Raw genomic sequence first — 24,109 nt, 5'->3', positions numbered from 1 at the left:
CAGGCTCTCCCGCCCGTCACTGGAGCATGTTTCATGCTCCGCTTCCGTTGGGCGTGGCCCGGCGCTGCGCGCCGGGCCACGCCCAAGGCCGCCAAGGGCGGGCTGGCGTCAGCCAGGATGTCCTGCGGGCGCGGGAGAGCTCCCGATCAGCTGGCCGCCGTTCAACGCCAGAGATGGGCGTAGGTGGTAAAAAGCCCCTGCAGCTTGGATAGCAGCCGGTTGCTTAGCCCCGGATGCGGCAGATGCCCTTGGCGCAGACGCATCACTGCAACCTCCACCGGACAGGGCTGTGCGGTCACCGGGTCGAAGTAGCGCGGGTAGTCGATCAGCGCCGCATGGGCAAGGCCCAGAAGTGTGACACGGGCTTGCCGCCAGGCTGGCGCCGGAGCCAGATCGGCAGTCAGGCCCCAGCCTGCATAAAACGGTGTTCCCAGCGTGGTCACCGGCACCCCGCGCAACAGGGCTTCGAACCCCAGAAGGGAGGTCATCGTCCAGACCTCTTGCACTTCAGCCAGCAGGGCCATGGGGTCCGCATGGGAGGCAACCGCATCGGCCAGCCCCTCTGCTGCAACCCGGCCTTTGCGCAGGCCTGCCTCCACATCCGGATGCGGCTTGTAGACAATCACCGCGTCCGGGTTGGCCTGCCGCACCGCGCGCAGCAGATCCAGGTTAGTGTTCACCGCCCCGGCTCCGCACAGGATTGAAGCGTCATCCTCCACCTGGCCCGGCACCAGGATCCGGCGGCCTTGGGGCAGGGCAGGAGGGGTGCCGCCAAGATTGTATTTCGACACGCCGTCCTGGACCAGAGACCGCACCAGATGCTCGGCCCGTAACGCCTCGGCCTGGGTCATCTCAACCCTGCGGGCAATCAGCCCATCCAGATCCGAGGGCTGGCGCGGATCATAGTAGATCCCCTGCCGGTCAGCCACCAGCGACAGCGGCGGCACCAGTTCCGCCCCCAGCCCGCGGGAGCGCAGAAAGCCGTCCTCCACCCGCACAGCACCGTCATGCGCCGCATCCGCCTTGCCGGCCCAGACCATCCGCTTGCGTCCGCTGGCTTGTGCCTTGGCCGGGTCTTCGGTGAACAGCACCCGTGTCCCGGCGCCAAAGAACTTCTGCAGCGGCTTGCGCTTCCACATCCGCATGCCCGAGGCGGCCCAGCCGGGACGGTCGTCCCGCCAGGCCCGCACCCGTGCCTCCAGGTTGTCCAGCACCGTCTCCAGCCCGCACAATTCATCCCGGAACGGGTCGTACCACTTTGGATAGAGGATCATCGCTGCGGCAAACAGCTGCGCCCGTGTCAGCCGCCGCTGCCTGCGGGGGGGCGGGGCGTCGTCAATGCTCAGCCCCCAGCCCGCGTAAAACGGCTGGCCGAAGACCCTCGGCTTGTGACCTGCCAGGATCGCCTCGAACCCCAATTGCGAAGATACCGTGTAGACGCCCACGGCGCCTTCCAGCAGCGCCCAGGGCGACACGCTTCCCGTGAACAGCGCAACCCGCCCCTGAGCGTCCTGCGCATCATAATACCCCGCCCGGTAGCCGCGCAATGTTTCTGGATGTGTCTTGATCAGTACCCGCGCACCCGGGTGCTCCTCCTGGGCAAAGGCGAGCATTTCCAGAAACCGCGCCCGGTCGCCGCGCGATGCAGTGACCGAGGCATCGTTGCGTGCCTGGTCCGCAACCAGCACATAACCCGGATCCGGTACCGCCGCCGCAGGATCAAAGGCGTTGTATTTGCTGAGATGCGCGTTCTTGAGCCGGGTAATCGCATCCCGTGCCCGGCGCATCAGATGTGCATCATCCAGCGGATGGCTGGCCAGCAGCTGTTCCAGCTCCGAGGGCTGCGCCGCATCAAAATGCACGCCCGAGCGGTCCAGCAGCAATCCGGCCGGCGGTTCGCCTGCGCGGCCGGGGTGGAGCGAGCGCAGAAAGGCATCCTCGACCCGCAACAATCCGCAGCCGCGCTGTTCGGCGACTGCAAGGCCCCGGTGCGCTGTGGGCGAGGCGCCCCAGATGCCAACCAGATCTTCGGCCTGCGGCAGTCCCAGCCGGATGCCATAACCGCAAAGCTGCAGGATCCGCCGCACCCGGCGCTGGGTCAGAAAGCCGCCATTGTAAACAAAAAGCCGGGACGCAATGCTCCCGGCTTTGTGCTGGCCAGCGCTCTGACGCATGGCGGTTTAACCGCCTACGGCGCTGGAAACGCTTGACAGCGACCCCACTGGTGTCACCAGCAGCGAAATGGTCTTGGTCCATTGGGTGTACGGCGCTTCGGTGACATAAAGCGTATCATCGTCGCGGATCACGAAATCGCGGGCGACAAACAGCCCGTTCGGCTGGGTCAGGTTCAGCACATAGACCAGACGCTGTGCGCCGATCAGATCGTCGCGGCCCAGCACCTGGTTGGCGATCTCGGCCGGCTCATTGCGCAGCACAAAGACGCCGGTTGGATCAGAGGCGGTGGAAATCAGCCCGCCAACCTGTGCAATGGCTTCCAGCGCCGACAGGTCCTGGCTTTCAAACGGCACCCGCGCCTGTGCCGAGGTCGCCCCCAGGGCGGTGAAGGAGCGGGTGTCCTCCTCAACCAGAATGCGGTCGCCGCCGCGCAGGGCCACATCCAGCTCCGGGTGGTCGAACAGGTCCTGGAACCAGATCTTGCCCTTTTCCTGGCCGCGGATCACGGTAACCTGGGCAATTTCCGGCTGGATCGTCACGCCGCCCGCCTGGGCCAGCATGGACGACAGGGTGCGGGTCGGGCGTTCAATCGGATAGACACCCTGGCCGCCCACGGCGCCCGTCAGGCTGACGGTGGCACCGTCACCGGCCAAACGGCGCACCTGCACCTGCGGGTCGGGGGTCTGGTCTTCAAGCTTTTTTGTGATGGTCTCGCGCAGCTGGTCCGGTGTGTTGCCGGAGGCGCGCAGGCGGCCTGCGTAGGGCACAAAGATATAGCCGGCGCTGTCGACCTGGACCTCTTCCAGCACCGTGGAGTTGGTGGCCTCGGCGGCCAGCAGCCCGTCATCCACGTTTTCCCAGACTGTCAGGCCCAGCACGTCGCCAGGACGGATAGTGTCCGAGGTCAGCCGGCCGGCAGACGTAAAGCCGGAGGAAAAGCCAAGGGCCGGCACCACGGCGGTGGCGCGGGCGACGCGGTCGTTGACGGAGACGATGAAGGCATCGCCTTCCCGCTGCACGGAACCGGCAAAGATCTGGCGCTTGTTAGGGCCGACCTTGGGCAGCCCGCAGGAGGCCGCAAGGGCCAATGCTGCCAGCATCGCCACCGGACGCGCCCAGCGAAGGGGAACGGATTTCACTGCTCGGTCTCCTCGACCAATTATTGTTTGCCTCAAGTTTTAGGGGCAACCTAACCTGCCAGCAGGGAAAAATCCAGTCTTTGGGCGCAGCTGTATCAGGTCACCAGACGCAACTGTTGCCGCGGTGCCGCTGTGCCCAGGCGCAGCGCGTCATAGGGGTCCTCGTCCGCCAGCATCATGTCCGCCACTTGGCGCAGCAGCTGGCGCCGCCCCTCACGGGAATAGTAGCCGCCTGGCACCTGCGAGGTTTCCAGCAGGAACCGACGGTAATCCTTGTAGGCGCGGCTGTCCGGGCGGCTGGCGGCGGCAAAAAACTCCGCCAGGGGCTGCTCGGACACAAACTCCGGCTTGCCGTAAACCGCGCGTCCGAACACCCGCAGCGGAATGCCGCGCCACAGCACCTGCTGGCCGGCGGTGGAATTGACGGTCACCGCGGTGCGCGCCTCGTTCAGCAGCTGTGCCAGCTTTCCGCCGCGCACATAATGCACCCGGTCTTCGATGTCGTGCTCGCGCGCCAGCCGACGCAGGCTGCGGCGCACTTGGGCACGGCCGTCCTCCAGCGGATGCGCCTTGATCACCAGGTGGTGATGGCGCGGGGCGCCTTCGGCAAAGCCGCGGATCACTTCTTCCAGAAACTCGCCCATGCTGGAGAACGGCGAGTGCATCTGAAAGGAACTGTCATGCTCCAGCTGCAAAAGCGCCAGATGATAGGGAAACCCGCCATTGCGGATGCGCCGCTCCGCCAGCCTCCGCTCCAGCGCCTGGGCGGGCATCAGCAGTAATCGTTTCAGATACAGCCGGAATTCCTTGGTCACTGTCAATGACCGGTGCGGCCGGAAACTGCGGTACTTGCCATTCCGGAACATCACGAACCAATGGTACAGCGCGCCATAAAACACGTGCTGGCGCATATCGCCCCAGTGTGCGGGGGGCAGCGGCGCCTCCATGTCGGACAGCGCCAGCGCCTGCTGCATTTGCGGAACACCCATCTCCATCAGCCGCGAATGGCCATTGGCGCCGCCGCGCTCGTAAGTCACCCAATAGGGGCGCAGATAGCCTTCCTCGAATACATGCACGGTGATACCGCGTTGCTGCGCGGCTTTGATCGCGCTGGCGTGAATAGGGCGGGTGTCGCCATACAGCACAATATCGGTGATGCTGCGGCTTTCCAGCAGCCCGGCCAGCACCTCCGGCCAATCTTCAGGGCTGCCGGTGAAGGGAAAATAACTGTTTTTGCTGCGCCAGAAGGCCTGATCGCCCGCATTGAACCCGACCCGGGCCACATCACAGCCCGCGGCCCGCAGCAATCGTCCAAGGGCGGCGAAAAACGGCCCGTGCGGGCCTTGCAGGAACAGAAAGCTGCGGTGTTTCATCAGGTGGCGTGACATCCCGGTGTCAGAAATAGGGTGGCAGTCTCAAGGATTGATTAACAATTGACTGGGGCGAAACTATGGCCGCGAGGGGCGGTAAGGCAAGCCGGGGCTTGTGGAGCGCGCGCAGCTTGGCTACCTCTGCGGCAGCATTGGCACATCATCTGCGGGGAGCGGACCCATGTTTACAGGCATTATCACGGACGTTGGCACCATCACCGAACTGGAGCAGCAAGGCGATTTGCGCGCCCGCATCCGCACCTCTTATGACACGGCGGCCATTGATATCGGCGCTTCCATTGCCTCTGATGGGGTCTGCCTGACAGTGATCGCGCTGGGGGAAGACTGGTACGACGTGCAAGTCTCGGCCGAGACCGTCTCCAAGACCAACCTGGACAGCTGGACCACGGGCAAGCGGGTCAATCTGGAGCGCGCTTTGAAAGTGGGGGACGAGCTGGGCGGCCATATCGTGTCCGGCCATGTGGACGGTGTTGCCGAAGTGGTGAAGATGGAAGACGAGGGCGACAGCACCCGCGTCATCCTGCGCGCGCCGCAGGACCTGGCCCGCTTCATTGCCTCCAAAGGATCGGTGGCCCTGAACGGCGCTTCACTGACGGTGAATGACGTGGACGGCTGCGATTTCGGTATCAACTTCATCCCGCACACCAAGGAGGTCACCACCTGGGGCGATGTGAAGCAAGGCGACCGCATCAATCTGGAAATCGACACCCTGGCCCGCTACGTCGCGCGTCTGCAGGAAGCCGGCTAAAACGGCGCAGCCTCTTCATCTTTCCAAAAATACTCCGGGGTGAGGCCGTAAGGCCGAGGGGCAGCGCCCCTCATCCCGCCACATACAAACGCTCCCGCCCCTTTGAGCAGCACTGACGTGCAGCCCAAAGCGTTGGGCGTTGCGCGCCGCCGGGGCGGCGCGCGTCACCACATGTCGCCAACGGTATAGCCCAAAGGGAAAGGGTCGCTGGGATCCAGCGTGTAATGGCTCAGCCCGTAGATCCAGCCCTGGCCGGACAGGGTGGGGATGATGGCCTTGTATGGTCCGACCTGCGTCTCTGCTGTGATACGCCCGGTGAACGTGGTGCCCAGTGGTCCTGCGTTCACATAGTCCTGCCCGATCCCTAGCTTCCCGCGCGCATGCAGCACCGCCATTTTGGCGCAGGTGCCGGTGCCGCAGGGCGACCGGTCCAGAATGCCGCTAGCGTCTTGCGGGCGCTTCGGGTCGAACGGGCCTGTTGAAATCGTAATGGCGCCGCGGCCGTGGGTGCCTTGCGTCGCCGGCGCGCCCCACAGGTTGGTGATCGTAGGCCCTGTGATCCCGGGGTTTTCCGGATGCGCTACGGGCAGCTGCTCGGCAGTGGCATGGCGGATCGCTTCCGACACCCGCACGATCTCTGCTCCATTGTCTGCATCGAGGGAAATCCCCAGCCTCCCGGCCTCGGCCAGCACAAAGAACATCCCGCCCCAGGCCACATCCACGGTGACAGTGCCAAGCCCCGCAACCTCCACTGGCGCGTCCAGATGCACCGCAAAGGCCGGCACATTCTCAAACTCCACCCGCGTCACCTTGCCATCCCCGCATTCGGCCCGCACCCGGATCAGCCCGGCGGGAGCCTCCAGCACCAGCTCGGTCACCGGTTCCACCATCGCCACCACGCCGGTCTCCAGCAGCACCGTCACCACGCAGATGGTGTTGGAGCCGGACATCGGCGGGTATTCGGTCTGCTCGAAAATGATGAACCCGGCGTCCGCTTCCGGATGGCAGGGCGGCACAATCGCATTGCCGCAGAGCCCCGGATTGCCGCGCGGCTCGCGCAGCATTTGCAGGCGGATATCATCATGATTGGCCGCCATGTCCTGCATCTTTTCAAACACCGAACGGCCCTTCAGCAGCGGCATGCCGCCGGTGATCACCCGGCCCGGCTCGCCCTCGGCATGAGCCTCAACCGCCTGGATAATGCGGGATGCGCGCATCTGTCTTTCCCTTCCCGATGTAACCCTGGACCTATGGATTGGATCCAAAATCATTTGTGCACAGATGCACAGGCCGCGTCCATACCCCTCGGTGCCGTTTGCGGGACTGGCATTTGCCCCGTCTGTGGGCTATCTGGCAGGGAAAGAACCCGCAGCGCCAGGCGTGCTGCCTTTGCGCATCGAAAGGCTGCTACATGAGCTTTGAAACACCGGGGCCGGTTGAGGCGCAATTGCGCAATGCCATCAGCCCGATTGAAGACATCATTGAGGAGGCCCGCCAAGGCCGTATGTTCATCCTGGTCGATCACGAGGACCGCGAGAACGAAGGCGACCTGGTGATCCCGGCGCAAGCTGCGGATGCGGCGGCGATCAACTTCATGGCCACCCACGGCCGCGGCCTGATCTGCCTGACCCTGCCTGCTGATCGAATCGAGGAACTGGGCCTGCCGATGATGGCGCTGCACAATTCGTCGCGCCATGAGACTGCTTTCACAGTTTCGATCGAGGCGCGCGAAGGCGTTTCCACCGGCATCTCTGCCGCCGACCGGGCGCTGACCGTGGCTACTGCCATTGATCCCGATAACACCGCCGCCGACATCGCCACCCCCGGCCATGTCTTTCCGCTGCGCGCGCGCCGGGGCGGGGTGCTTGTGCGTGCAGGCCATACCGAAGCCGGCTGCGACGTGGCTCGGCTGGCAGGTCAATACCCGTCGTCGGTGATCTGCGAGATCATGAAAGAAGACGGCACCATGGCACGTCTGCCCGATCTGGTGGAATACGCCGCGACGCACGGGCTGAAGATCGGCACCATTTCCGACCTGATCACCTACCGCGCCCGCAACGACAATCTGGTAACGGAAACCTCGCGCGAGACCGTGACCTCGGAAATCGGCGGCGAGTGGGAGATGCGGCTGTTTACCGATCAGACCCACGGCATCGAACATGTGGTGATGATCAAGGGCGACATTACCACGCCGGAGCCGGTGCTGGTGCGCACCCATGCGCTGCATGAGGCAACGGATATCCTGGGCCTTGGCCCGAAATCAGCCCGCCAGCTGCCCCGCGCGATGGAGATCATTGCCGAAGAGGGCCGTGGCGTGGTGACCTTGTTCCGCCAGCCCCGCAATGCGCTTTATGCCAATGAGGAAGACGGCGCGCGGACCGTGACCATCAAACAGACCGGCATCGGCGCGCAGATCCTGTCAAGCCTGGGACTGAACGAACTGGTCCTGCTGACCGACTCGCCCTCGACCAAATATGTCGGGCTGGATGCCTATGGGCTGTCCATCACCGGCAGCCGCCCCATTCTGAAGGACGATTGATATGGCTGGACATGAAACCCACTACACCCTGCCGCGCGCGGAATTCGAAAAGCCGGTGAAGATGCTGATTGTTGTGGCGCCTTATTACAAGGATATCGCCGACAATCTGGTCACCGGCGCCGCAGCCGAGATCGAAGCCGCAGGCGGAACTTTCGAGATCGTCGAAGTGCCCGGTGCGCTGGAAGTCCCGACCGCGATCGCCATCGCCGACCGGACCTCGAATTTCGACGGCTACGTGGCGCTGGGCTGCGTGATCCGCGGCGAGACCACCCATTATGACACCGTCTGCAACGACAGCAGCCGCGCGATCCAGCTGATGGGCCTGCAGGGCCTGTGCATCGGCAACGGCATCCTGACCGTGGAAAACCGCAAACAGGCCGAAGTGCGCGCAGATACTGCCGATCAGAACAAAGGCGGCGGTGCGGCAGCTGCGGCCTTGCATCTGATCGCACTCACGCGTAAGTGGGGCGCCCAGACCAAAGGCATCGGTTTCAAGGCGCCCACAGGGGCGTACCAGGTCGCCGGTACAGACAACGGATCCACCAGCGTATGAGCACCCAGGACAGCCGCCCCAAGGGCAATGGCAAGAATCAGATGAGATCGGCAGCGCGGCTTTACGCTGTGCAGGCGCTGTTCCAGATGGAACACAGCGGCCTCACCTTTGACAAGGTGATCGTCGAGTTTGAGGACCACCGCTTTGGCGCTGTCTATGAGGGTGACGAGATGGCGGAGGGGGATAACAAAATCTTCCGCAAGCTGATACGCGAAGCCGTGAACCACCAGGCGCAGATCGACCAGATGACCGACCGCGCCCTGGTGGCGAAATGGCCGATTGCACGGATCGATCCCACCTTGCGCGCGCTGTTCCGCGCCGCGGGGTCCGAGCTGACGCAATCCGACACCCCGCCCAAAGTGGTGATCAACGAGTTTGTCGACATCGCCCGCGCCTTCTTTCCCGAGGGCAAAGAGCCGAAATTCGTCAACGCGGTGCTGGACCACATGGCACGCGAAGCAAAACCGGAAGCCTTCTAAGGCGGTAATTCCGGACTTCGATGGAGAAAGGGCGCGCTGCAGAGTGCGCCTTTTTCTTTGGGAGATTGCCAATCGCAAAGGGTGCGGCAAATTCCGCTCATTTTTCCGGAAGCGCTGGACGGCGCTGCAAAGACTGATAACCTCCTATTGCATATCTGGAGGACTCAGATGCCTGAACTGGTGAAGATGTACATCCGCAACGTCGTGATCGGCTTCTGCATTGCTGCCGTATTTGTGGCGATGCTGCTTTGGTTCAATGTAATGAACCTTTGGGGGCTGGTTTCCACATCTGACGCGGGCCTCTTGGCGGTGTTCCTGTTGTGGTTCATGCATGGCATCGTCTTTGCCGGTGTGCAGTTTGCCTGGGCGGTGATGGCCATGGCCGAAAAGGATGGCGGGCCCCGCCGCGGCACTCCGGTGGTTAATGAATTCCAGCCGGTGCGTGTACCGGCTGACGAGCCTTCCCAGCGTGAGCGTCAGCTGCGCAGCCGCCGCTGAAGTATTGCAAAACGCAATCCGCCCGCGCTTTCCATCCGGAAGGCGCGGTTTTTCTTTGGCGGTAAGGGAAAATGCGGCGGGACCACCAATCAACCGTGCGGCTTTGATTCCCGGGGACCTGTTTGTACAGGTGGGCGCCAGGTAAACGGACCAGGGTCCGAACAGAGCCAGCTCCCGTGGAATTGCTTAAGGCCACTGGAATGCTGCCTGTCACAAGAAGGGCAGAACCCGCCAATGCCGTAAGTAGTCTGCCCGGCCCGCTGTTACAAGGGGAACGCGGTGCTGGCGGGTTGTTTCCGGATAAAACCGCAGGATTGCAACTTGTTCCCTGATTGTTCACATTTGCCTGTATGATGAATGATCTGCAGCCTGGACAGAAACTCGCCCGCGGGGTGTCGCGCTATCTGCGCTCGCTGGGCTATGCGCCGCTGGAGGAGTTTGTGCCGGCCCGCGGCCTGCGCGTTGATGTGATGGCGCTGGGGCCCAAGGGGGAGCTGTGGGTGGTCGAGTGCAAGTCCAGCCGCGCTGATTTCCAGTCCGACAGCAAGTGGGAGGGTTATTTGGAGTGGTGCGACCGCTTTTTCTGGGCGGTGGACCTAGCGTTTCCAACCGAGCTGCTGCCGGACGGCACCGGGCTGATTATTGCAGACCCGTATGATGCTGAAATCATCCGCATGGCGCCGGAGGACAAACTGCCGCCGGCGCGCCGCAGAAAACTGATCCAGAAGTTCGCGATGGATTCCGCCCGCCGCCTGCAGGCCCTGCGTGACCCGCGCCCGGGCCGGGACGGGCAGCTGCTGGGCGAGGCAGGAGATCAAGAGCCTGAGGATTGAGCGCTGGCGGCAGCTCCCGCGCCCGCAGGTGCGCCCCGGCTGCGCCGGAACCCCTTGGCGGCCTTGGGCCCGGCAGCATGCCTGCGGCACGCTGCCGGCGCTTGGTGCGCCGCTTTGCCCGGCCATCGGGTTCAGCGCAGAAGGGCGGGTGCGGAGTGCCGGAAAGACTGCGTTACTTGACGTTGCGCGCGGCTTGTGCAGCGGCGCGGATCTCTTCGGCAATCTCCTCGGCTTCTTCCGGGTCAAAGTCCATCGGGATTTCAACGCTGCCGGTATCAATGAAAATCCGCACCATACCCTGATCGGTCGGACCGATTTGCATGTTTGCCTCAATGTCGCGTTCGGTGTTGATACTCATTGCACACTCCAATGCCGGTCAGCGGATTGCAGCTGGTGCTAGCCCGGGGCAGGCTGAAACGCAAGCCGGCTTTGCGCTATGCTGTCAGCATGATGGATGTGACCCTGCGCCGATTCGCACCTGCCGACATGCACTGGCTGGCCGCCCGCCACCAGGATCTTTACGCCCGCGAGGCCGGGTTTGATGAAACTTTCGGACCGCTGGTTGCCGATATTCTGCATAGTTTCTGCGCTGGCCACGACCCGGCGTGCGAACGCGGCTGGTTGGCGGAAAGCGGCGGCGAGCGGCTGGGTTCGGTGTTTTGCATGAAAAAGGATGCCGACACAGCGCAGCTGCGGCTGTTCCTGCTGACGCCTGCGGCGCGCGGCAAGGGGCTGGGCAAGCGGCTGCTGCGGGAATGCATGGAGTTTGCCCGTGCAGCCGGGTACCGGGGCATGATGCTGAAAACCCATGAAAGCCACCAGACCGCTTGCGCGCTTTACCGGGCTTTCGGCTGGCAGCTGACGGACAGCTATCCGGTGCACAGCTATGGCCAGGATCTGGTGGAGCAAACCTGGAGGTTGTCTTTTCCGGTTTCGGACGGCAAAGCGCCCTAAGTGCAGCGTAAAATTGCGCATGATTGCAAACGGTTGCGGATAATTTTCAGCCGCCTGTCATGGCGGGTCCGGACCGTTGAGCCGGACAATCAAAAGCGGCGGGTTTCTGCAGCGGAAAGGCAAAAAAACCTCTTGCACGCCTCCAGGACGTGCTATAAATGACCCCACAGTGCCGCCTTAGCTCAGTAGGTTAGAGCGCCTGATTGTGGATCAGGAGGTCCCCCGTTCGAGCCGGGGAGGTGGTACCACTCAATCGAACACCTTGAGCAATATCAGTTGCGGCAGCAGCCCGGCGTTTCTGACGGGCACGGCTTTTGCAGTCTCATCATTCTATTGCGGGTTCACGCCACCAGCCCAGGTTTCCCTGGCCGCTGAACGGCCGGCTTGTTCACGCCTCCCGTCGGGCGCCAACAGCCGGGACTGCGGTTGTGGTGCTTTTTTCAGGAATTAGCCTTTTGGCCGCGCAATTCTGCGCGGCCCTTTGATCTTCTGCACGCGGGGCAGGCTAAAGCAGTGGCGCTGTGCCGGCCGGTGCATGCCGTTCTGCTGGAGCGCGCAAAAGATGTGCTCAAGCAGAACGGGCAAAAGGGACCTGGCCTCAATCGGTTGTGCTGGTGGTCGTGGTCGTTGTTGTGGTGGATGTTCCATTATCGTCATCGGCGATCAGAACCAGGAACAGCACCCCTGCAACCGCTCCGGCGGCGGCTCCGGCGGACAGTCCGGTTTCCGGCAGGCCGCTTGCGGCGGCCTGGGCCACGGCCTCGGCGCCCTGTGCCTGGCAGGTCACCTGCAGCGTGCCGTTTGCCAGATAAGTGGCGGAGACCGGAACACCGGCACCGCAGGCCACGCGCCGCTTGGCTTCGTTCAATGCGGCGTCCGCGGTCTGGGCAAATACGGGCTGTGCGGCAAAAGACAGGGGGACAATCAATGCCGCTGCCCGCAAGATACTGGTGTACATGATAAAACAACCTTATGCTTTGGAACATCTTAAGGTTAATGAAGGCCCGGGCGCCAGGCAACACGGCGGCGCTGCAGCGGCGATGTTCCGGCGAGATGCCGCGCAGCTGCCGCACCGCTATGCGTGGTTTTTCGGGGATATGCGAGGGTAACGATATGTTTAAGACAGCCGCCAAGAGCTTGACCGCAGGGGTTTCCTGCCTGGGTCTGGCCGCAGCACCCGCACTGGCACAGGGCGCTGGACCCCTGACCTATACAGTCGTGGTTCCGGCCGGAGAATTCGGTTCGGCTGCCTTTCTGACCGAGCTGCTGGGCACCCTGTCGGCCGCCAAGGCCTTTTGCCGCGCCACCGGTGATTCGGCGCTTCAGGTCGATTGCCTCTCTGAACGGCTGGAAGCGGCTGCAGATGGTATTCCGGCGGGCACTGATTACGACGAGGTGCGCGATGTGCTGCAAGACACCTCGGCCCGGCTCAAGCGGCTGGCCCGCCAGAACAGCGATCCGGGGCGCAGCAGGGTCAGTGTCACCAGTTCCGCAAACCCGGCTGAACGCACCACCCGGCCGCTGACGCCTGTCAGACCGTCCGCGCAGGCTGCAGTGAACCGGGAAGCCGTCCGTATATTTGAGGATGCGGGCACAGTTCTGCTGCGCAGCGCGGAATCCGCGCAGGAGCGGCAGGCGCAATACGCCCAGATTGCCGCGGCAATCGATTCCAACAAGGTTCTGCTCAGGTCCTGACCCCGCGGGGCTAGTCCTTGATCCGCACTTCCTGGCGCAGCGCACCGGACTCGCGGTCGAAAATCAGGATGCGGTTGTCCTGGCTGACCACAGCTATCCAGCCGCGTCCCAGTGTGACCGCCTCGGCCTTTATCCCGTCGGGCAGGGCGATTTCTGCAGGCAGCGGCGCATCGCCTGCCTGCAAGCGGATGACAAGCAGCGAGATTATCACTACAAGCCCGCCAATCATCACCACGGTCAGCGTGGTCACCAGCCGCCGCAGGAACCGGATCTGCGGCGGCTCCGTTTGGATTTCGGTCTCGGAAGGATCAGTCATGGGCAGCCGCCGGATTGAATTTGTCATCGCGGAAAACCCGCCTAAGCGGCTTGATAAAGCGGTTTCGCGCGATGTGCCAGAGGAGGCGTCTTTGTCGCGCACCCGTCTGGCCCGGCTGATCGAAGAGGGCGCGCTGACGGTGGACGGCGCCGTGGTGCAGGACGCCAAGGCCAAGGTTGAGGCCGGCGCGCAAATCGCGATCACCGTGGAGGAGGCAGAGGACAGCCATATCGGCCCCGAGGATATCCCGCTGGAGATTGTCTTTGAGGACGATGACCTGATCGTCATCAATAAGCCCTCCGGCATGGTGGTGCATCCGGCGCCGGGCTCCCCCTCAGGCACTTTGGTCAATGCGCTGCTGCATCATTTCGGCGGCAGCCTGTCGGGCGTAGGCGGCGTCAAGCGCCCTGGCATCGTGCACCGGATCGACAAGGAGACCAGCGGCCTGCTGGTTGTGGCCAAATCCGACGCCGCCCACCAGGGGCTGGCCGTGCAATTCGAAAAACACACGGTGGAGCGCTATTATCAGGCAGTCTGCTATGGCGTGCCGGATGGCAACGACCCGCGGCTGCGCGGCGTCAAAGGGGCCAGCTTCGAGCCGGGCAATATCCTCAAGCTCACCACCCAGCTGGCCCGCCACAAAACTGACCGGCAGCGCCAGGCGGTGCTGTTCCAGGGCGGCCGCCATGCGGTGACCCGGGCCCGCATCTGCGAGGGTTTCGGCAACCCGGCCTGCGCGGCGCTGGTTGAATGCTGGCTGGAAACCGGACGCACCCATCAGATCCGGGTGCATATGGCCCACGCCGGTCACGGGCTGGTGGGGGATCCCACCTATGGCGGGCGCCGCAAACTGGCGGCCAAGGCCTTGAGCGAAGCCGCGCATGCGGCCGTCCAGCAGTTTCCGCGCCAGGCGCTTCACGCCGCTGTCTTGGGATTCAATCACCCGGTGACGGACGCACCGCTCAGGTTTGAGGCGCCGCTGCCGCAGGATATGGCGGAATTGCTGGCGGCGTTGCGCCAGTAAATTGCCGGCAAATAAGCGTGTTCACGCCTGTGATGCAATTCACAGACGCATTCCGGCGGGTTAACATACAACAATTCCTTAAGCGGTCCTTGAAAAGGATTTGGCGCTAACACATATGCGCTAATGTTAAGTCCTTATACATTTTGGGAGGGACACTTTAATATGGCGAATTATGCAAACCTGCCTGCCCCGACGCCCGAAGGCGGTCTGAACCGGTATCTCCAGGAAATCCGCAAATTTCCACTGCTGGAGCCGGAAGAGGAATACATGCTGGCCAAGCGCTGGGTCGAGGAGCAGGACGCAAAGTCAGCGCACAAGATGGTGACCTCCCATCTGCGGCTCGCGGCCAAGATTGCCATGGGGTACCGCGGCTATGGCCTGCCGCAGGCCGAAGTTATCTCCGAGGCGAATGTAGGCCTGATGCAGGCGGTTAAGAAATTCGATCCGGAAAAAGGTTTCCGGCTGGCGACTTATGCGATGTGGTGGATCCGTGCGTCGATCCAGGAATATGTCCTGCGGTCCTGGTCTATGGTCAAACTGGGAACCACTTCGGCGCAGAAAAAACTGTTCTTCAACCTGCGCAAGGCCAAGGCCCGCATCGGCGCGCTGGAAGATGGCGATCTGCGCCCTGAGAATGTCAAACGGATCGCAACCGACCTTGGCGTGACCGAGGACGAGGTGATCTCGATGAACCGCCGCATGTCGGGCGGTGATGCGTCGCTTAATGCCACCGTCGGTTCCGAGGGCGAAGGCACGATGCAATGGCAGGACTGGCTGGAAGACGAAGATGCCGACCAGGCCGGCGATTACGAGGCCCGAGATGAGCTGGAGGCGCGCCGGGAATTGCTGACTGCGGCACTGGATGTGCTTAACGACCGCGAGAAGGACATTCTGACCCAGCGCCGCCTGATGGATCAGGCGGTGACCCTGGAGGAGCTGAGCACGCAGTACAAGGTCAGCCGCGAGCGGATCCGTCAGATTGAAGTGCGGGCGTTTGAAAAGCTGCAGAAAAAGATGCGCGATCTGGCGAGCGAAAAAGGAATGCTGACCGGCGCCTGATCCCAGCGCCCGGCAGCAGACTGTAAAGGCGGTGCTTGGCGCCGCCTTTTTTTGTCAGCTGACAATGATGCTGGCTTTACGGCAGCAGTCCTGCCGGAATGTTTCGCGCGCGAAACATTGGGTCAGAAAGACTGACCTGAAAAGCTGGCGGAAGCTGGCTGTAAAACCTGTCTGGCACGGGCCTGGCAAAATGCTGGGTGCGCGGCTGAATGGGAGGCTGGCAGAAACGCTGGCTGGCAGACATGCGCGTGGCTGGCTGAAATCACTCTGGTTGCTGGCGTTGCTTGCGGTCTGGCTGTCCCGGGGGATGGCTGGAGTGCTGGCTGCTTGCGGCCTGGTGATTCTGGCTTGCGTGCAATTTCTGTATTCTGTTTAGCCGTGCCTGCGCTGCAGGTCAACAGAAAATGCAATGAAATCAAATAGTTGATAGATTTGCTCGGGAATTGCTTTCAGGCAGCCCTAGGCAGAGCGCCTACGCGGCCTTACATTCACCCCCTCTGGCACAGGAGGAAGGTCCATGGCAGGCGGCTGGGCGCAGGACGGCGCGGTGAATGAGCAGATTGAAGCCTCGATCAATGACGAGCTGGCGCGGCTGAAGGCGGTGCGGCGCCCGGTGGGCGAAAGCCTGACCCATTGCGCGGAATGCGAGGAGGTGATCCCCGAGAAACGCCGCGTCGCCATTCCTGGCGTGAAGCTGTGTATCGACTGCCAGCAGGAGCGCGACGGCGCGCATCAGGCACGCGGGGGCTTCAACCGGCGCGGCTCGAAGGACAGCCAGTTGAAGTAGGGCGCGCAGCGATCAGATGCCGTATTTCCTGCGCAGCTTGCGGACTTGAGAGGCAATCTTGTTGCCAGGCTTGATGCGTTCTGCGAATTCTTTTTTCGGCTTGTACCAGGATTTGTCTCGTTCGCTGTATTTCCACAATTGCCCTTCGCTGTCGGCAACATGCCGGAAGCATTCGTTATGCTGTCCGCCGGGATCCCCCTTTTGATTATACTAGGTCGCTTCATAGCAAAGGTAGCCCTTGGACGTCGCATACCACTTTCCGAGGCCAACGCTGTCTTCCCAAATAGCCTGAAAACTGCCGTCCGGTCCCCAGTAGGAGCCTCCCTTGGTCCAGGTTGTTCCAGAATACAATTCGGCAATGGTTTGACCGCTGACGGGTTTCTTGCGGTCCGGGCCGGCAGCTATAGCACTGGTGGCGGTCAGGGCCGCAGCAACAACGAGCGCAGTAAGCTTCGAAAGCGGTGCCATGGTAACAACTCCCATCCCGGTTAACCGGCTTAGTCCACCACACATCGAATCTGTATTCTAAAAATTTCCCCTAGGCGGTGGTCAATTGCACGCAAAGGGGTGGGGTTGGTGTACCGCTTAGGGTCTATCCGAACCCCATTCGCAGAATGTGCTGCGGGCCTGCGATGCCGTGGGGATAGATGCCGCCGGTGTCTGAAAAACCGCCCTTGTAATAACAGCGGATGGCGCCGAAATTCTGCATATTGACGGTCAGCACCACCGCACGCCGCGCTGGATACTGCGCGGCCAGATAGGGTTCCAGCGCGGCAACAGCAGCCGTCGCATAGCCTTTGCCTTGCTCAGCGCGATCAATCATGAAGGCGCGCAGACCCAGCTCATCCCGCGCGGCAAAGCTGTAGGTTTCGTGATACAGCCGGTCGATCTTGAAGAACCCAACCACTTGGGAGCCGTCAAGAACGGCGTGAAAATCCACGCCGTCCTCATTTTCTTCAAACGCCTGCGCCACAGTGCCGGAGTAACGCACCTGATCCGGCTCCACCTGAATATGGGAGACCAGATCAAATTCGTTTCGCGGCACCGGTCGCAGGCTGAGGCGCATCACCCCTCCATAGCTTCCAGTTCGTCAATGAAGCCGGAGATCATCGACAGGCCCTTGTCCCAGAATTCGGGATCTGTGGCATCAAGGCCGAAGGGCGCCAGCAGCTCCTTATGGTGTTTGGAGCCGCCTGCCTTGAGCATCTCGAAATACTCGTCCTCGAACCCTTCGGCACCGGAGGCGTAGACCGAGTAAAGCGCGTTCACCAGCCCGTCGCCAAAGGCATAGGCGTAGACGTAGAACGGCGAGTGCACGAAATGCGGGATATAGGCCCAAAACGTCTCGTAGCCGTCCATGTATTCAAAGGCGTCGCCCAGTGATTCCGCCTGCACCGACATCCAGATGGCGTTGATGTCGTCTGGTGTCAGCTCGCCCTCGGCGCGGGCGGCGTGCAGTTTGCATTCAAAGTCATAGAACGCGATTTGGCGCACAACCGTGTTGATCATGTCCTCGACCTTGCCTGCCAGCAGCACCTTGCGCTGCTCCTTGGTCTCGGCCCCGTCCAGCATCTTGCGGAAGGTCAGCATTTCGCCAAACACGCTTGCGGTTTCCGCCAGCGTCAGCGGGGTGGAGGACAGCATCTCGCCCTGTTCCGCCGCCAGCACCTGATGCACGCCGTGGCCCAGCTCATGCGCCAGGGTCATCACGTCGCGCGGTTTGCCCAGGTAGTTGAGCATCACATAAGGGTGGACGTTGGTGACGGTCGGGTGGGCAAAGGCGCCCGGCGCCTTGCCGGGCTTCACCCCGGCGTCGATCCAGCCGTCCGAGAAGAACGGCGCGGCGATTTCACCCATGCGCGGATCGAACGCATTATAGGCGTCCATCACCGTCTTTTCCGCCTGCTCCCAGCTGATGGTGCGGGGGTCTTCCAACGGCAGCGGCGCGTTGCGGTCCCAGACCTGCATGACGTCCAGGCCCAGCCATTTGCGCTTCAGCTCATAATAGCGGTGGCTCAGCTTGGGATAGGCGGCAACCACAGCCGCGCGCAGGGCCTCAACCACCTCAGGCTCCACATCGTTGGACAGGTGGCGGCCGGTCTGGGCGCTGGGCATGCCGCGCCAGCGGTCGATGATTTCCTTTTCCTTGGCTTGCGTGTTGTGGATACGGGCAAAGGTCTTGACGTTTTCGGCAAAGACGGCGGCCAGCTCCCGCGCCGCCGCCTCGCGTTTGGCGCGGTCCGGGTCGGTCAGCAGGTTCAGGGTGCCTTCAATGGTCAGCTCTTCGCCATCGACGGTGAATTGCAAACCGGCGATGGTCTCATCAAACAGCTTCTCCCAGGCATCGCCGACAATGCCGAGGTCATGCATGAAGCGTTCCAGCTCGTCCGACAGCTGGTAGGGCTTCATCGCCCGGATGCGGCGGAACACGCTGGCATAGCGGGCAAGCTCCGCATTGGCGGCCAGATGCGCCTGCATGGCACCGTCTTCAATACGGTTCAGCTCCAGCGTGAAGAACACCAGCGGCGTGGTGGCCACCGTAACCTTTTCCTGACAGTCCGACAAAAAGGCAGCACGGTCGGCATCGGTGGTCAGCTGGTAATAGCGCAGGCCGGCAAAGGACATGATGCGGCCGGCGATGTTGTTGATCTTCTCGTTGCGCTCAACACATTCCAGCAGGCCGGCGGCGTCCAGACCAGCCAGCTTGCCCTCGTAATCGGCAGCAAAAGCGGCGCATTCCTGCTCCAGCCAGCCCAGATCGCGGGCCAGTTCGGGGGCGTCCTCAGACGCGTAAAGATCGCTGAGGTCCCATTCCGGCAGATTGCCAAGACCGCCGGAGCCGGCTGAGGCGTTTGCATCGTGAACGGGGAAGGGAAGCTGGAACATGGGGGCTCCTGTCATGAGGAATTCATTGACCCAACATCTAAGCGGCGGCTTGCGGGATCACAAGCAGGCGGGCGTTGATCGTCTGCAGATCACCGGGAGTTTAACGAATGCTGGTAAGGGGCGGGTAAAGGCACGGCGCAACGCCGGGCGATCAGCCGCGGTACTGTTCAAACAGGCGGCACATGCTGGAAAACACATGCGCGCGGATTTCCGGGGTTTCCATCAGTACCTCGTGCTGGGCACCCTTGATCAGGTCCAGCTCGCCGCCCGGCCAGCGCGCCATCCGGTCGTGGATGGCCTTGGTGTCGACGATCTGCTCGTCCGAGCCAGCAAAGGTGATGCAGGGCAGGGCGGGCGAGGGCTGTCCGGCCAGCCAGGCGCAGTCCTGCAGGCTGACGCGCAGCCATTGGACGGTGGGGCCGCCAAGCGCCAGATCGGGCTGTGCAGCCAGTTGGGCATGCATCATCCGGTACATGTCCGGATCGGTGGTCAGTGTGTTGCCCTCGAACGGCGTGATCTGCACATATTGTTCCAGCGCCGTGGTCGGCAGCAGCAATTTGTCCAGCCGCAAAAACGGCGCAACGCCGCTTAGAAAACTGGCCAGGGGGCGCAGCAGCGGCGGGATCTGGATGCCCCACATCGGGCCGGTAAAACAGCAGGCGTTGACCTTTAGCCCCTGCATCAGCGCGCGCAACCCGATGGCGCCGCCCATGGAATGGCCGACCAGAAACCAGGGTTTCGGCAGGTCCAGTTGTTCGGCCAGCCCGGTCAGCGCCTGCACGTCCTTCTGGAAGTCGCTGAAATCTTCGACATGGCCCAGGCGGCGCTCAGCCAGGGTCCGGTCCGCCAGCCCCTGGCCGCGCCAGTCCACGGTGAGGGTAGCAAATCCGCGATCCGCAAATTCCGCCGCGGCCAGGCCGTATTTTTCGATGTATTCAGTACGGCCGGGGAACAGCAGGACCGTGCCCTTTGCCGCTCCTTCCGGTCGCCAGTGGCCTGCGCGGATACGCAGGCCGTCCGAGGTGTGCACCCAATGGGCCGCACCGCCCGCAGGCCCCTGCGCGATATCCGCAAACAGGGGGGCAGGCTGCGGCTCCACCGGGGCGCCGTCCATCAGGACAGGGCCGAGGCCAGCTTCATCGCGGTGCCCATGTCACCATCGATGGTCAGCTTGCCGGACATGAAGGCGGCGGTGGGGTTCAAATCGCCCTCAAGGATCGACTGGAACGTGTCGGCGTCGGCTTTCATGGTGACATCGGTGTCTTCGTCGCTGACGCGGGCGCCTGCGCCGTCAAGCACGATGGAGCCCAGCCCCTCGATCTCGAATTTTGCGGAGGCGTCAAATTCGCCTGCGTCCAGTTTGCTGTTCAGGGTCTCTGCCGCTTGTGCCAGGGTATCGCTCATGTCCGTCCTCAATCTGTTTTGCGCGCTTCATAGCACAAATCTGTGAAGCATTTGCATCCAATACTGGAATTTGCCGCGCGCTGGATTACACTGGGGGCATCATGCTGGCAAATCTCCCAAAGCTCAAAGCTATCGTGGCGGCAACGGCAGTCACAGTCACGTATTCCTTGCCTGGGGCCGGCGCGGCACAGCAGCATTCCGCCGATGCGCTGCTGCAGGACCTGGCCGTGTCGGAACTCTCCGAGGCTGCGGCCATCGACCGCGAGCTGCAGGCGCTTTGGGCCAAAAGCGGCTCGCCTGCGATGGATCTGCTGCTGCGGCGCGGTACCGACGCGCTGGAGCGCGGCGATTTGCAGCAGGCAGCGGAGCATCTGACCGCGCTGACCGATCATGCGCCGGAATTTGCCCGCGGCTGGTACGAACGGGCCCGCGTCTATTTCGCGCTGGGGCTTTACGGGCCTTCGGTGGCGGATCTGGAACGCGCGCTGGCGCTGAACCCGATGGATTACAACGCGATCTACGCGCTGGGCGCGTTGTTCGAGCAATTCCGCAATCCTGAACGCGCCTATCAAGCCTATCAGCGGGCCAAGGCTATACATCCGCACCACGAGGACGTAAGCAGCGCCCTCAAACGATTGGCGCCCTTGGCCGAGGGCCGGGAACTGTAAGCCCCATCGGGGCGGGGGCTGAAGCAATGGCAAGCGCATCGCGGATCGTGGCCGTTCTGGGCCCGACCAATACCGGCAAAACACATTACGCCATTGAACGGATGCTGGGCTACCGCACCGGCGTCATGGGCTTTCCGCTGCGGCTTCTGGCGCGCGAGGTCTATGACAAGGTGGTGGCGGCGCGCGGGCCGTCGGTGGTGGCGCTGGTCACCGGCGAGGAACGCATCGTGCCGCCGCGCGCGAAATATTGGATCTGCACGGTGGAGGCGATGCCCGAGGGCATGGGCTGCGACTTCCTGGCGATCGACGAGATCCAGCTTTGTGCCGATCCCGAGCGCGGCCATGTCTTTACCAATCGCCTGCTGCGCGCCCGCGGCACGCTGGAGACACTGTTCCTGGGCGCCGACACCATGCGCGGGCCGATTTCGGCGCTGGTGCCCGGGGTGGAGTTCCACCGCCGCGAGCGGATGTCGGATCTGGTCTATGCGGGTTCGAAAAAGATAAGCCGGATGCCGCCGCGCACTGCAATTGTCGGGTTTTCGGTTGATAATGTCTATGCGATTGCCGAGCTGATCCGCCGCCAGAAGGGCGGCGCGGCGGTGGTGATGGGGGCGCTTAGCCCCCGCACACGCAATGCCCAGGTGGAGCTATATCAGAATGGCGAGGTGGATTACCTGGTCGCCACTGATGCCATCGGAATGGGGCTGAACCTGGATATCGACCATGTGGCGTTTTCCTCGACCCGCAAATTCGACGGCCGCCGGATGCGCGAGCTGGCCCCGAATGAGTTGGCGCAGATCGCCGGCCGTGCAGGCCGCGGGATGAGCCACGGCACCTTTGGTGTGACCGGCGATGCGCGGCCCCTGGACGAGGGCACGGCGTCTGCGATCATGAACCACCAGTTCACGCCGCTGAAGAAACTCAACTGGCGGTCTGCGGATCTGCAGTTCGGCACGGTTGAGGCGCTGATCCACTCGCTCGAATCAAGCCCTTCGGACGAAAACCTGATCAAAGCGCGCGAGGCGGATGACCTGGGCGCGCTGAAAATGCTGTCGCGCGAATCCGCCGTGATCTCGCGCACCACCAACGCGCAATCGGTGAAACTGTTGTGGGATATCTGCCGGATTCCCGATTTCCGCGGCATCTCCCAGGCCGAACATGCCTCGCTTCTGGGGGTGATTTTTGAACATCTCCAGGGCGGCGGCGTGGTGCCGGACGACTGGATGGCCCGCCAGATAAAGCGAATTGACCGCACTGACGGCAACATCGACACATTGTCCAAGCGGCTGGCATTTATCCGCACGTGGACTTATGTCGCGCAAAGGAATGGCTGGCTGCGTGACGAAAGCCATTGGCGCGGAGAGACGCGCGCTGTAGAAGACAGGTTGTCAGATGCTCTGCACGAGCGCTTGACGCAAAGATTTGTGGACCGGCGCACGTCTGTGCTGCTGCGCCGGCTCAAACAGAAGGAGGCCCTTTTGGCCGAAGTGAATGACAAGGGTGAAGTGACGGTTGAAGGCGAATTCGTCGGCCGTCTCGAGGGGTTCCGGTTCAGCCCGGACAAAAGCGCGCAGGGTGCCGAGGCCAAGGCCTTGAAGGCGGCCTCGCTGCAGGCGCTGGCGCCGCAATTCCATCTGCGTGCGGACCGGTTCTATAACGCGCCCGATACCGAGATCGATTACACCGAACAGGGCGGCCTGATGTGGGGCGAACATGCGGTGGGCAAACTGGTTGCCGGCGCCGACGCGCTGACCCCGCAGATCGAGGTCTTTGTGGACGAGTCCGCCGGGCCGGATGTCGCCCAGAAGGTGGAACGCCGCCTGCTGCATTTCATCACCCGCAAGATCAACGCGCTGTTTGAGCCGCTGCTGGCCTTGCAAAAGGACGAAGAGCTGACCGGCCTGGCCCGTGGTTTTGCGTTCCGTATGGTCGAAAACCTTGGCGTGCTGCCGCGTGCAAGCATCGCGCAAGAGGTGAAGGACCTGGACCAGGACGCCCGCGGCGCGCTGCGCAAGCATGGCATCCGTTTCGGCCAGTTCACCATTTTCATGCCGCTCTTGCTGAAGCCCGCACCGACCCGTCTGCGGCTGGTGCTGTGGTCGCTGGTCAAGGGTTTGCAGGATTTCCCCGAATCGCCGCCTCCCGGTCTGGTCACGGTGCCCTCCGCCAAGGACGCGCCCGACGGCTATGACACCATGTCCGGCTACCGCGCGGCGGGTGAACGGATGATCCGCATCGATATGCTGGAACGTCTGGCCGACATGCTGCGCGGCGAAGACAGCCGCGGCGGTTTTGAAGCCAAGGCTGACATGCTGTCGATCACCGGCATGACGCTGGAGCAGTTCGCCGACCTGATGCAGGGTCTGGGTTACAAGGCCGAAAAGGGCGAGCGCCAGAAAGTGAAGCCGGTTGCGGCGGAAGCGGAAGCGAAACCTGCTGAAGCTGAGGTCAAGCCTGCTGAAGCAGCTGGTGACGCGGCACCTGCAACGGAAGAGCCGGCTGTTGAAGCTGCGGATGCAGCACCTGCTGAAGACGCCGCTGCCGAAGCTCCCGCCGCTGAGGCCGAGGCCGCACCTGCGGAAGACACGGCACCTGCGGAAGATAGTGCAGAAGCCAAGCCCGAAGCGGCTGCTGAAGCGGATGCTGCTGCCGAACCGGAAATGGAAGTCTTCTTCACTTTCACCTGGGGCGGCAACCGGGGCGGACGCCAGGGCGGCCAGCGCCAGCAGAACCGCCGTCCGCAGGGCGACGGCAAGCCGGCAGGCAAGGGCAAACCGCGCGGCGCCAAAGGCGGCGACCGCGAAGGCGGCCCGCGCGGCAAACCGGGCCGCAAGGGCGGTCCGCGTCAGGATCAGGGCGCCAAGACCTATTCCGCGCGCCCTGCCAGGAAGGAAAAGCAGATCGACCCCGACAACCCCTTTGCCGCCGCGCTGATGGGGCTGAAACAGGGCGACTGATCCT

At 62.9% G+C, this 24,109-nt stretch carries 26 protein-coding genes and 1 tRNA gene; 15 read left to right on the top strand and 12 right to left on the bottom strand.

Annotated elements, in window-relative coordinates; translation table 11 throughout:
• Positions 1–161: 161 nt before the first annotated feature.
• From K3557_RS12430 to K3557_RS12420, 3 genes are all read right to left on the bottom strand, one after another.
• The gene (locus tag K3557_RS12430; protein WP_259994209.1) at positions 162–2,174 is read right to left on the bottom strand and encodes a capsular polysaccharide biosynthesis protein; all 2,013 of its coding nucleotides are present in this window, start codon (positions 2,172–2,174) and stop codon (positions 162–164) included.
• A gap of 6 nt (positions 2,175–2,180) precedes the next feature.
• Positions 2,181–3,314 carry a polysaccharide biosynthesis/export family protein gene (locus K3557_RS12425; RefSeq protein WP_259986183.1) on the bottom strand — a complete coding sequence of 378 codons (1,134 nt, stop codon included), beginning with the start codon at positions 3,312–3,314 and terminating at the stop codon, positions 2,181–2,183.
• Positions 3,315–3,409: 95 nt separating this feature from the next.
• Positions 3,410–4,687: a capsule biosynthesis protein gene (locus K3557_RS12420; RefSeq protein ID WP_259994207.1), complete on the bottom strand. Its 1,278-nt coding sequence runs from the start codon at positions 4,685–4,687 to the stop codon at positions 3,410–3,412.
• A 178-nt stretch (positions 4,688–4,865) separates the two neighbouring features.
• Here K3557_RS12420 and K3557_RS12415 point away from each other — a divergent pair, with 178 nt between their 5' ends.
• A complete protein-coding gene (locus tag K3557_RS12415; protein ID WP_259994206.1) occupies positions 4,866–5,453 on the top strand; it encodes a riboflavin synthase in 588 nt (195 codons plus the stop codon).
• Positions 5,454–5,617: 164 nt separating this feature from the next.
• On the opposite strand, the gene K3557_RS12410 is transcribed toward K3557_RS12415, so the two are convergent.
• The gene (locus K3557_RS12410; RefSeq protein WP_259994204.1) at positions 5,618–6,670 is read right to left on the bottom strand and encodes a proline racemase family protein; all 1,053 of its coding nucleotides are present in this window, start codon (positions 6,668–6,670) and stop codon (positions 5,618–5,620) included.
• Between the two features lie 194 nt (positions 6,671–6,864).
• Between K3557_RS12410 and ribB the strand changes: the two genes are divergently transcribed.
• The 5 genes from ribB (at position 6,865) to K3557_RS12385 (ending at position 10,355) form a co-directional block, all read left to right on the top strand.
• Positions 6,865–7,992, top strand: a complete 1,128-nt coding sequence (gene ribB, locus K3557_RS12405; RefSeq protein ID WP_259986168.1) for a 3,4-dihydroxy-2-butanone-4-phosphate synthase — start codon at positions 6,865–6,867, stop codon at positions 7,990–7,992.
• Between the two features lies 1 nt (position 7,993).
• On the top strand, positions 7,994–8,545 hold the full coding sequence (locus tag K3557_RS12400) for a 6,7-dimethyl-8-ribityllumazine synthase (RefSeq protein WP_259994201.1): 552 nt from the start codon (positions 7,994–7,996) through the stop codon (positions 8,543–8,545).
• Entirely contained in the window at positions 8,542–9,024 is a 483-nt protein-coding gene (nusB, locus tag K3557_RS12395) for a transcription antitermination factor NusB (RefSeq protein ID WP_259986167.1), read from the top strand. Before K3557_RS12400 ends, nusB begins: the two co-directional genes overlap by 4 nt.
• 168 nt (positions 9,025–9,192) lie before the next feature.
• Positions 9,193–9,522 (top strand): hypothetical protein, encoded by a 330-nt coding sequence (locus K3557_RS12390; protein ID WP_259994199.1) that lies wholly within the window; start codon positions 9,193–9,195, stop codon positions 9,520–9,522.
• A 350-nt stretch (positions 9,523–9,872) separates the two neighbouring features.
• On the top strand, positions 9,873–10,355 hold the full coding sequence (locus tag K3557_RS12385; RefSeq protein ID WP_259994197.1) for an MmcB family DNA repair protein: 483 nt from the start codon (positions 9,873–9,875) through the stop codon (positions 10,353–10,355).
• Between the two features lie 172 nt (positions 10,356–10,527).
• Here the strand turns inward: K3557_RS12385 and K3557_RS12380 are convergent, their stop codons facing one another.
• On the bottom strand, positions 10,528–10,713 hold the full coding sequence (locus tag K3557_RS12380; RefSeq protein WP_259994194.1) for a DUF6324 family protein: 186 nt from the start codon (positions 10,711–10,713) through the stop codon (positions 10,528–10,530).
• Between the two features lie 89 nt (positions 10,714–10,802).
• On the opposite strand from K3557_RS12380, the gene K3557_RS12375 reads away from it, so the two are divergent.
• Positions 10,803–11,309 carry a GNAT family N-acetyltransferase gene (locus K3557_RS12375; protein ID WP_259999625.1) on the top strand — a complete coding sequence of 169 codons (507 nt, stop codon included), beginning with the start codon at positions 10,803–10,805 and terminating at the stop codon, positions 11,307–11,309.
• A 171-nt stretch (positions 11,310–11,480) separates the two neighbouring features.
• Positions 11,481–11,557, top strand: a tRNA-His gene (locus K3557_RS12370).
• A 350-nt stretch (positions 11,558–11,907) separates the two neighbouring features.
• Here K3557_RS12370 and K3557_RS12365 read toward each other — a convergent pair.
• Positions 11,908–12,267: a hypothetical protein gene (locus K3557_RS12365; protein WP_259994192.1), complete on the bottom strand. Its 360-nt coding sequence runs from the start codon at positions 12,265–12,267 to the stop codon at positions 11,908–11,910.
• A gap of 155 nt (positions 12,268–12,422) precedes the next feature.
• Here K3557_RS12365 and K3557_RS12360 point away from each other — a divergent pair, with 155 nt between their 5' ends.
• On the top strand, positions 12,423–13,004 hold the full coding sequence (locus tag K3557_RS12360) for a hypothetical protein (RefSeq protein WP_129371557.1): 582 nt from the start codon (positions 12,423–12,425) through the stop codon (positions 13,002–13,004).
• Between the two features lie 10 nt (positions 13,005–13,014).
• Here K3557_RS12360 and K3557_RS12355 read toward each other — a convergent pair whose 3' ends face one another.
• Positions 13,015–13,320: a DUF6476 family protein gene (locus K3557_RS12355; RefSeq protein WP_259986158.1), complete on the bottom strand. Its 306-nt coding sequence runs from the start codon at positions 13,318–13,320 to the stop codon at positions 13,015–13,017.
• Here K3557_RS12355 and K3557_RS12350 point away from each other — a divergent pair.
• From K3557_RS12350 to K3557_RS12335, 4 genes are all read left to right on the top strand, one after another.
• Positions 13,319–14,344 carry an RluA family pseudouridine synthase gene (locus K3557_RS12350; RefSeq protein WP_259994190.1) on the top strand — a complete coding sequence of 342 codons (1,026 nt, stop codon included), beginning with the start codon at positions 13,319–13,321 and terminating at the stop codon, positions 14,342–14,344. The two genes, K3557_RS12355 and K3557_RS12350, sit on opposite strands and share 2 nt — an antisense overlap.
• Positions 14,345–14,506: 162 nt before the next feature.
• Positions 14,507–15,403, top strand: a complete 897-nt coding sequence (gene rpoH / locus K3557_RS12345) for an RNA polymerase sigma factor RpoH (protein WP_259986155.1) — start codon at positions 14,507–14,509, stop codon at positions 15,401–15,403.
• Between the two features lie 31 nt (positions 15,404–15,434).
• Complete coding sequence (locus K3557_RS12340) at positions 15,435–15,779, top strand: hypothetical protein (protein ID WP_259994188.1); 345 nt, start codon at positions 15,435–15,437, stop codon at positions 15,777–15,779.
• Positions 15,780–15,920: 141 nt separating this feature from the next.
• Positions 15,921–16,190: a DksA/TraR family C4-type zinc finger protein gene (locus tag K3557_RS12335; RefSeq protein WP_027259667.1), complete on the top strand. Its 270-nt coding sequence runs from the start codon at positions 15,921–15,923 to the stop codon at positions 16,188–16,190.
• A gap of 210 nt (positions 16,191–16,400) precedes the next feature.
• Here K3557_RS12335 and K3557_RS12330 read toward each other — a convergent pair whose 3' ends face one another.
• The 5 genes from K3557_RS12330 to K3557_RS12310 all read right to left on the bottom strand — a co-directional run bounded on the left by K3557_RS12330 (position 16,401) and on the right by K3557_RS12310 (position 20,480).
• Positions 16,401–16,658 carry a DUF995 domain-containing protein gene (locus K3557_RS12330; RefSeq protein ID WP_259994186.1) on the bottom strand — a complete coding sequence of 86 codons (258 nt, stop codon included), beginning with the start codon at positions 16,656–16,658 and terminating at the stop codon, positions 16,401–16,403.
• A 124-nt stretch (positions 16,659–16,782) separates the two neighbouring features.
• Positions 16,783–17,256: a GNAT family N-acetyltransferase gene (locus K3557_RS12325; protein WP_259994184.1), complete on the bottom strand. Its 474-nt coding sequence runs from the start codon at positions 17,254–17,256 to the stop codon at positions 16,783–16,785.
• Complete coding sequence (locus tag K3557_RS12320) at positions 17,256–19,076, bottom strand: M3 family oligoendopeptidase (RefSeq protein ID WP_259994183.1); 1,821 nt, start codon at positions 19,074–19,076, stop codon at positions 17,256–17,258. The genes K3557_RS12325 and K3557_RS12320 overlap by 1 nt, the downstream gene beginning before the upstream one ends.
• 151 nt (positions 19,077–19,227) lie before the next feature.
• A complete protein-coding gene (locus K3557_RS12315) occupies positions 19,228–20,190 on the bottom strand; it encodes an alpha/beta fold hydrolase (protein WP_259994182.1) in 963 nt (320 codons plus the stop codon).
• Positions 20,190–20,480, bottom strand: a complete 291-nt coding sequence (locus tag K3557_RS12310) for an SCP2 sterol-binding domain-containing protein (protein WP_259986146.1) — start codon at positions 20,478–20,480, stop codon at positions 20,190–20,192. The genes K3557_RS12315 and K3557_RS12310 overlap by 1 nt, the downstream gene beginning before the upstream one ends.
• A gap of 101 nt (positions 20,481–20,581) precedes the next feature.
• Between K3557_RS12310 and K3557_RS12305 the strand changes: the two genes are divergently transcribed.
• Positions 20,582–21,148 (top strand): tetratricopeptide repeat protein, encoded by a 567-nt coding sequence (locus K3557_RS12305; protein ID WP_259994181.1) that lies wholly within the window; start codon positions 20,582–20,584, stop codon positions 21,146–21,148.
• Between the two features lie 26 nt (positions 21,149–21,174).
• Positions 21,175–24,105: a helicase-related protein gene (locus tag K3557_RS12300; protein WP_259994180.1), complete on the top strand. Its 2,931-nt coding sequence runs from the start codon at positions 21,175–21,177 to the stop codon at positions 24,103–24,105.
• The last annotated feature ends 4 nt before the right edge of the window (positions 24,106–24,109 follow it).

This window comes from Leisingera sp. M523, from assembly GCF_025141335.1.
GTDB lineage: Bacteria > Pseudomonadota > Alphaproteobacteria > Rhodobacterales > Rhodobacteraceae > Leisingera.
This window is presented reverse-complemented; position numbering and strand designations above follow the sequence as displayed.